This is a genomic window from Streptomyces sp. CB01201 (assembly GCF_002803085.1).
Lineage (GTDB): Bacteria > Actinomycetota > Actinomycetes > Streptomycetales > Streptomycetaceae > Streptomyces > Streptomyces hundungensis.
The window spans coordinates 17,971-25,296 of record NZ_NNBJ01000036.1; the positions used below are offsets into that span (position 1 = coordinate 17,971).

8 protein-coding genes and 1 pseudogene are annotated in these 7,326 nt (G+C 67.6%); 5 read left to right on the forward strand and 4 right to left on the reverse strand.

What is annotated here, in order from left to right; genetic code table 11:
- Positions 1-26: 26 nt before the first annotated feature.
- On the reverse strand, positions 27-161 hold the full coding sequence (locus tag CG740_RS41710; protein WP_267895450.1) for a hypothetical protein: 135 nt from the start codon (positions 159-161) through the stop codon (positions 27-29).
- A 1,025-nt stretch (positions 162-1,186) separates the two neighbouring features.
- On the opposite strand from CG740_RS41710, the gene CG740_RS39005 reads away from it, so the two are divergent.
- Positions 1,187-1,663, forward strand: coding sequence for a hypothetical protein (locus tag CG740_RS39005; protein ID WP_100580067.1), 477 nt, complete (start codon positions 1,187-1,189; stop codon positions 1,661-1,663).
- 360 nt (positions 1,664-2,023) lie between these two features.
- On the opposite strand, the pseudogene tpg reads toward CG740_RS39005, so the two are convergent.
- Positions 2,024-2,484, reverse strand: a pseudogene (gene tpg, locus CG740_RS41435) (telomere-protecting terminal protein Tpg); the annotation flags it as partial.
- A 544-nt stretch (positions 2,485-3,028) separates the two neighbouring features.
- On the opposite strand from tpg, the gene CG740_RS39015 reads away from it, so the two are divergent.
- Positions 3,029-3,541: a hypothetical protein gene (locus CG740_RS39015; RefSeq protein WP_100580068.1), complete on the forward strand. Its 513-nt coding sequence runs from the start codon at positions 3,029-3,031 to the stop codon at positions 3,539-3,541.
- Between the two features lie 409 nt (positions 3,542-3,950).
- Here the strand turns inward: CG740_RS39015 and CG740_RS39020 are convergent, their stop codons facing one another.
- Positions 3,951-4,940, reverse strand: a complete 990-nt coding sequence (locus CG740_RS39020; RefSeq protein WP_100580069.1) for a helix-turn-helix transcriptional regulator — start codon at positions 4,938-4,940, stop codon at positions 3,951-3,953.
- Positions 4,941-5,203: 263 nt separating this feature from the next.
- Entirely contained in the window at positions 5,204-6,115 is a 912-nt protein-coding gene (locus CG740_RS39025) for a helix-turn-helix transcriptional regulator (RefSeq protein WP_159030563.1), read from the reverse strand.
- Between the two features lie 62 nt (positions 6,116-6,177).
- On the opposite strand from CG740_RS39025, the gene CG740_RS39030 reads away from it, so the two are divergent.
- The 3 genes from CG740_RS39030 to CG740_RS39040 are packed head-to-tail and all read left to right on the forward strand — an operon-like array spanning position 6,178 to position 7,278.
- Positions 6,178-6,411: a hypothetical protein gene (locus CG740_RS39030; protein WP_159030564.1), complete on the forward strand. Its 234-nt coding sequence runs from the start codon at positions 6,178-6,180 to the stop codon at positions 6,409-6,411.
- A gap of 7 nt (positions 6,412-6,418) precedes the next feature.
- Positions 6,419-6,715 (forward strand): hypothetical protein, encoded by a 297-nt coding sequence (locus CG740_RS39035; protein ID WP_100580072.1) that lies wholly within the window; start codon positions 6,419-6,421, stop codon positions 6,713-6,715.
- Positions 6,716-6,735: 20 nt separating this feature from the next.
- On the forward strand, positions 6,736-7,278 hold the full coding sequence (locus tag CG740_RS39040) for a peptidoglycan-binding domain-containing protein (protein WP_159030565.1): 543 nt from the start codon (positions 6,736-6,738) through the stop codon (positions 7,276-7,278).
- Positions 7,279-7,326 lie beyond the last annotated feature (48 nt).

Consider the following 7,326-nt stretch of genomic DNA (forward strand, 5'->3'; position numbering starts at 1 on the left):
GGAAAGAGCGCTACAGGCCCGAGAGGTCATTGGATCAGGTCGGTGTGCGGATGCTCAGGGGAGTCCGGGCAGATGTAGATCTGCATGTTGTCCGTGCTGCCCACCTCCACCCGTGTCGGCTGCGAGGGGCTCTGGTACGCACCCCGGATAGTCCGCCTCATACGGTTCCGGTGGTGTGGCGAGGATGTCGGTGACCTCTGCTGCCGATCGCCAAAACAGCGCGGTGGATGGCTTGTAATGCGGTTCGTGCTCATACGGGCACCAGAGAACCTGGAGTAGGTCGGCTTGTCCTGGTGGCTGTAGCAGGGGAATGTCCCGCAGGAACATCTGAGCCACGGGCAACATCGGGACTGGGCACCCGGCCGGCTCGGGAAGGCGTCGCTAAGCCGCTCGGCGAGCCACGCGGCATTGCGCCGCTGGAGTACCTCCTCCTCGGGAGTGAGGGTGGGCACCGGGCCATCAGGGCTCCGACGTTCCTGCAAACGCCGGTCGAGTCAGACTTCGGTGGGTGACTGGCGGAATCCGGTATCCACGTGAAGGTGCACTTCTGCGCAGTGCGGCCAGGGCTCCCCTGCCGGCCACAGCAACGGGCCGCCGACCGAGCTGTCCCCCACCGAAGGCGACCCCGGACGCGGATGCAGCCGCACAGCAGGCCGTGCGAACGAGCCAGCTCGGGGAAGACCTCAGTCATTTCGACCGGCCGGGGCGAGCAGTGCGAACAGACCTCATGCCGGTGATCTTGCCACCGGCCACTGACAGTCCCTACCGCCGCAACGGCGTACTCTTCGCTCCTCTTCAGTAGTACAGATCGAGGCAACCAAAGTCGTTGATTTCCACGTCCGACAGCCCCATGGCGCGACCGCCACCATCCTGGAAATACACACCTTTTCAAACCCTTCGTTGTCACCCACCAAATCATTCGACTTGTCACATGGGCTCATGTGAACGGAGTGTGCAAGGACGGACCTAGGACGGATCTAGGACAGCCGCTCTTAGCCTTGGTCTTGCACAACGACCCCGTAACGAGGCGTCCCGGCCCGGCCAGGTCGTCCGGGTTTGTTCAGAGGGCTGGTGGACACCACAAGTGGCGGTCAGGAGGCCTCGTCACCACTGGCCTCCGTTCGGAGTCCATTTGGTGCGCTACTCACCGAAGCACTGATCGCTGACCCCTGAATGAGGAGAAGCCATGCGTCTGCATGTCATAGCCGCAGCACTCGCCGCCACCGCGGCCGCAGTTGTCCCGGCCGCCGGTACGGCTCACGCCGCTGCCCAACCCGCGAGTTGCTCCACCATCGACATCGGCGACCCGGGCCAGATGTGGATCTCCAACCAGTACGTCGGCGAAGTGGAGCAGCAGTACGACTCCTGCACGCACCTGGTCATCGCCCACTGGCAGTGGGCCGGGAGTTGGCAGCAGGCCCACAACGGCAGTACGAGCGTGACCGTCTATGTCCAGGCGTCACAAGCGGCAGGCTTCAAACAGAGCACGCCGACGACAAAGCCCGATACACAGAAGGATGTCTCCTCCGCCATCGACGTCCATGCGGCCACTCCCGATCAGTGGTTGGCGGAGGCGGTGGTCAACTATTGCGGCACACACGGCACCCTGCACGACTACAGCAACGGCGGAACCCTCGACGGGCCGCACCCCACTCACTGCTGACCCCCGCTCAGAGCTGTCAGCGTTCACGTGATTCTCCGGCCCGGGCTTCTTCGTCCACAGCCACCAGAGGGCTTCACCGTGCTCGATCCCGGAGCGAGCACGGAGGTCGGCTTCGTACTCACGGGTAGTCCGATCGCGCTGGGGACCGGGTCTGGCGAGCAACTCTTCTACCCGTGGAAGTCGTGACCGCGTCTCCGGCCCGGCCTGTCCCGGGCCGGAGGCGCTGCTGGGGGCCGTCTAGATTTGAGAGGACAACCTTCCGGCGCCACCCCCTGGCAGGTGACAACAAGACTGCCTATGTGACAGCTGCCGTACTTCGGCTCACACAGTAATTGATGCTCGCCACGGAAGGCTCCGAATTTAGTAGTCGAGATCCAGGTAGTCGATGTCGTTGATTTCCACGCCTGACAGTCCCGTAGCGTGGCCGCCGCCGTCCTCGAAATACACGTCCTTTAACCCTTCGGCGATGATTCCGGGTATCTGCTGGTCGCTGGCGCCGGCGTTGCGGCCGTCGAAGAGGCGCTGCGCGTACGTCGGGGGAGGGGCACGGTGAGCCTGCGGAACCGGCCGTCGTCGGTCGTGCCGACGGCGGCGGAGTACCCGAACCGGGCCCGGGTCTCCACAGTGATCCCGCCCGAGGCCGCGGCCTGCTTTTGGCGGCGCTTGTGCACCGGGGCTGCCAGCGGGCCTTGACCGTGTCGTCAATCCTCGCGGCGACATCGGGCGCGAGCGTGCTTGCTGGCGCCGCGCCCGTAGCGGTTGACGGAGTTGGCGGTGACCCCGAGCTCTTGGGCGACGGCCTTGGCGCTGCCGAACTGCTTGGAACACGCTGTGGGAGGCCTCTTCGAGCGACGCCTGGTGTCCGCCCATGACGACCCCGGCGTCCCGCACGGCGCGGTTCAGCACGACGACCTCCCCGGTCCGCTCGATCTCGCCTGGGCCGCGTCTGGAGACAAGCACGCCTCCCCTCCGCCGTCGCCGAAGGGCCTTGAGCGCCTGGGGATCCTCGCATCAGGACGGCCAGGTCCAGGTCGAGCTGCTTGCGAATGGCGGCAGTGTTGGCGCAAGCACTGCGGCTCCCATCGCGAGGGCAGCATGAGCCGGCGCCATGGTCGGACTGTAAGCATTTCCGGAAACAGATTGGCCTGAATTCGCACAACACGGCATGGACGCCTCTGACTCCATGCCGCAGAATCTGACTCGTGGCCGGGCCGTGAAGATCGTGCGCTCCTTCCCTTGGGGCCGTTTCCCTTGTGGCTGGCGTCTGCGGTGGCACGCACTGCCTTCGGCCGTTCTCTGCTGATCAAACGCCGCGTTGCGGCAGTTGACCGCAGTGCTCAGATTCCCTCTCCGGATCGAGGTTGCATGCGCACGAAGATACTGGGCTGCCTGTTCGGCGTGGCCTCGATGACCGCTGTCGCGATCATCAACTCCCCCGGCGCTCAGGCCAATCCGGCTACTGCCTCGCGCTCCGCCCACACGGCCACCATCAGTGTGCCGGCTGGCCAGGACCGCGCGACCATGACGGTGGGCGGAAGCACGGTGACCGTCACCAGGTCAGTGTCATCGGCGGCCGTACTCACCTGCACCGTCAGCCCTGGCAAGCCGTACCACGGCACCGCCGGTGTGACATCCACGGTCTGGGCCTACTGCAACAGCAACGCTGCCACACTGTCATTCGGGACGGCCCTGTACTTCTACGGGTCCAACGTCAGCCAGAACAACGCGACCAAGCACAACTGCACATCGTGCTATGTGACCGTCACCGCCCCCTATCAAGCCGGCCAATGGAAGTCCGGCGCGATTCTTGGATACTTCGACAGCAGCGGGAACGGGCAGTTCACGAGTGATGCATACAGCGCCACGGCCAGTCTGTAAAAGGCCGTTGTCGTAGCGATCACCCCGACTCGCGATCAAGCGGCCGTCGTGTCCAACCTCCCTTGCCTAGACGTCTGTTCACCCGATGACCACGGCGCCAGGCGCCCGGCGCGGGCCAGGCGTGGAACTCTTCGCGTTCGGCGCGCTCGGCCGGGGTGCGGGGGGGGCTTTCTCCACCCGGGTCAGTCGCTCGTCCCAACCGCCGTCGGAAGTATGGCTGTAGGCGCGACACCTACGCTCCCCCAGCTCGCCGAGCCCATGGATCCAGCCCCTGCCGTCGATCTTGCGGATCTGCTCCCCGCCATGCCGACACAATTCTTCGATCGGTACGGAGAGGCCCCCTGGGCAACCGTGCCACTACGGCTTCAGAGGCCCAGCCCTCCCACCGGCGACCTGCTCGGACCGCACCTCAGCACCAGCCGCGCTGCGCGGCGCGCAGCCCTGCCTCGAAGCGGCTCCGGGCACCGAGGCGCTCCATCAGGGCCGCCATCGCGCGGCGTACCGTGCTGAGCGAGACACCGAGTTGACGTGCCGCGGCCTCGTCCGTGATGCCACGGCCGAGCAGCGTGAGAAGTGCCCGCTCCTGTGGGGTCAGGCCGGTCCGCTCCTCGCGCGGCGCGGCGCATCCCAAGGGGAGTGCGGTCACCCAGACCCGCTCGAACAGCGTCATGAGCGCGGCGACTACACCAGGCACCCGCAGCACCACCGCCCCAGCCCGCGTGTCAGACGGATCGAGCGGGACCAGCGCGCACTCCCGATCGACCACGATCATGCGCGGGGACAGTGTCGGCACGGTCCGCACTTCCCCACCCGACTCGGCCAGCCAGCGCGCATAGCCGAGGGTGGGGGCGCTGCCGCGCACGCCGTCCAGGCACACGGTGCGCATCGCCACGCCGCGGCTGAGCAGCAGCGCGTCATTGGGCTTGGCTGCGTCGAGCGCGGCCTGTGACTGGGCGCCGCCGGGCATGAACGTACAGATTTCCTCTGCTGCCCGGGCGGCGATCAGGTCGAGCCTGGACTGGATCGCGTCGATGCCCACGAGCTGCTCGATGTCGGTGCCGGGCGCCGCGGTCGCCCCCGCGCGCAACCTGGAGATCATCCGGCCGACCTCATCGTGAGCGGCGGTGATCTCCCTTTGCCTGCGGTCGAGTTCGTCCTGCTGTCGGCGCAGCAGGAGTCTTACTCCGAGTTCGGGACTCACCGCCCGCCAGGTCCCCGGTCGGCCGACCGACTGGCGCAACAACTCGGCCTCGGCCAGCCGGTCCAGTGCCTCGCGCACCTCGCCACCATCCCGGCCCAGGTGCTCGGTGATCTGCTCCACGCCCCAGCCCTCGGGGCGTGTGGCCATCAACTGGTACACGGCCTCCGCTGTCGGGTCGAGTCCGAGCGTCGACAACATCTGGTCCCCTCGTGTCCTGTTCGTAGCCTGCGTGTCCTGTTCGGGCGCCGCTCGGCCGGCCGACGCGCCGGGCGGCACGGGGACCGGAATCCACTCTCCCCGGCCCACGACGATCCGTACGAGCTTCGCAAGCGAGGGGTACGGGCGTCTTGTGGAAATCGGCACGCGGAGTGGATCCGGTGCCGGAATCCCCCCGCCCGCACACGGATACCGGATCAGTGCGCCCCGCACCAGGCCGTCGGCGCTTGCGGCGGCGGATGTGCTCAGCCGTCGAGGACCACGCTGGTCATCCTCCCCGGCACCCGGTCGAGGGGTGAGCCCGGGGGCAGCCCGCCGCGCGCCCGGGCGAAGGCCGACGGGGTCAGGCCGGTCATGGCCTTCACCTCGCGGCTGAGGTGGGCCTGGTCGTGGAATCCGCACAGCACGGCCGTCTGGGCGCCACTGTCACCGGCGGCGAGCATCCGCAAGGCCTGCTGCAAACGGCCGACGCGGGCCATGGCCTTGGGCGACAGCCCCACCTGCTCCTGGAACCGGGCACGTAGCAGGCGCGGGCTCCAGCCGGTCTCATGGGTGATCGCGGCGAGCGTCCGGGGGCCGCCCCGCTGTGTGCACAGCCGGGACACCGCCCAGCCCACCTCGGGCGCAACGGTACGGGCCGTGTCGAGCCGGCCCGTCAGCTCGCGGTCCAGGACATCGAACCGCTCCGGCCAGCCAGGCGCGTCCCGCAGCCGGTCGGTGAGCCGGTCGCTGTCGGCGCCGAACACGTCCGCCAGATCGAGGTAGGCGCTCTCGAAGTGCCGCATGGGGATGCCGAACAGGCGGTAGGCGCCGGTCAGCGTCATGTTGACCTCGATGCCGTACACCGCTCCGGAGTGCTCGCCGACGGTCGGGAAGACCCGCGGTCCGGTGAGCATGGCCCGGTACGCGGTCCTGGCCGCCCCTGCGGCGGACAGCCTGAGGCCCTCCTGAAACGAGAAGACCAAGGTGATCAGACCGATGGGCAACTCCAACCGCCTTCGTGGCATGGCGAATTCGGTCTGGAAGCCCGAATAGCACACCACGTGGTCACGCAACGCCGCGGCGGGCAGCCGCCAGGAGATCGCGTCGCGCGCGCCCGGGATGCAGCCGCCGTCGGACAACCCCAATCGCTCCGGCAGCGCGTGGGAAGGACCCAACTCTGCTCACTCCCCGCAGTCGCACGACGGTCGCGCCCTGACGAGCGGTGATCCTGCCAGGGGTGACCTCCTACCACCAGTGCTCCGCGCGTCAGTTCTCCAGCCGGGTGGCCCGTCTGCCGGATGCCGGGCGGGTGACAGCAACCGCTCTGAGCGGTTGCTGTCACCCGCCGTACCTTCCCGGCTCGGTATTCGCGCTGAAGACTTCCGGTGTCGCCATGGAACTCCGCAGACACACAACGGAACAGGGAGGGCCGATCATGTTCTTCAGCTTCTTCGGGCTCATCTGGGACTGACCCACGCATGCATCTCACCATGGTGCCGCTGTATCTGACGGCAAGTCAGCAAGCAGGGCACCAGGTCGTCGACCATCACCTTCTGGGCGACCTGCTCTGGGTCGTCGCCGATGTCGGGGACCACTTGGAGCACGTGTACGTCCAGGCCGCCCCCGGCCACCTGGACATCGTGCTCTACCTCCTCGCCGACTCACCGCGCTCGGCGCGAGCGGTCGCCCTCACCATCTGCCGCCGTGCGCTGCACACCTCGCCTCTACTGCGCGGCTGGCGCGTGGCCGAAGGCCCGGGGATCGACGCACCGTAGACCTTCTCAAGGAGCCCGTGTTGATAGCCCAACCAGTCCTGCGCAGACCGCTGTCGACGGTACTGCTGCTCACGCTGACCCTGCTCGGGACAGCCGCCTTCCTCTCCCCCGCCGCCCACGCCGTCGACTCGGTGCGCTGGGAGCAGACCAACCTCGCCGGCCTCGGCTACCTGCCGAGCACCCAGATCGACGGCGTGGACGGCCCCCGGACGCACATCGCACTCAAGTCGTTCCAGTACGACAGCGGGCTCGACGAGGACGGAGCCTACGGAGAGCGCAGCGACCTGGCCCTGCACCGGCAAGTCCGCGCGGTCCAGAGCCGGGCCGGGGTCGCGGCCGACGGCCTCTACGGGTCCGGAACGGCCGCCGCCGTCAAGACCTGGCAGGGAGCCCACGGCATCGGGGCCGATGGCGTCGCCGGTCCCACGACGATGTCGGACATGGGTGTGCCGCGCACCGTGTGGCTCATCGCGCAAAGCATGTTCGCAGCGCACGGCTGGACCGTTTCCGCACAGTTCACTTGCCTCAGAAACCTGTGGAACGGCGAGTGGCTTTATCGGTGAGTCCTGACACCGGTTGTCGATCGGCGGCGACACCGCCCGGTGTTTGCG

Bases quoted from the DNA above. Each gene is read 5' to 3' on its own strand.
- CG740_RS39005 (WP_100580067.1), top strand. From the start codon at position 1,187: ATGCGTCTGCATGTCATAGCCGCAGCACTCGCCGCCACCGCGGCCGCA.
- CG740_RS39015 (WP_100580068.1), top strand. From the start codon at position 3,029: ATGCGCACGAAGATACTGGGCTGCCTGTTCGGCGTGGCCTCGATGACC.
- CG740_RS39020 (WP_100580069.1), bottom strand. From the start codon at position 4,940: ATGTTGTCGACGCTCGGACTCGACCCGACAGCGGAGGCCGTGTACCAG.
- CG740_RS41710 (WP_267895450.1), bottom strand. From the start codon at position 161: ATGAGGCGGACTATCCGGGGTGCGTACCAGAGCCCCTCGCAGCCGACA.
- CG740_RS39035 (WP_100580072.1), top strand. From the start codon at position 6,419: ATGCATCTCACCATGGTGCCGCTGTATCTGACGGCAAGTCAGCAAGCA.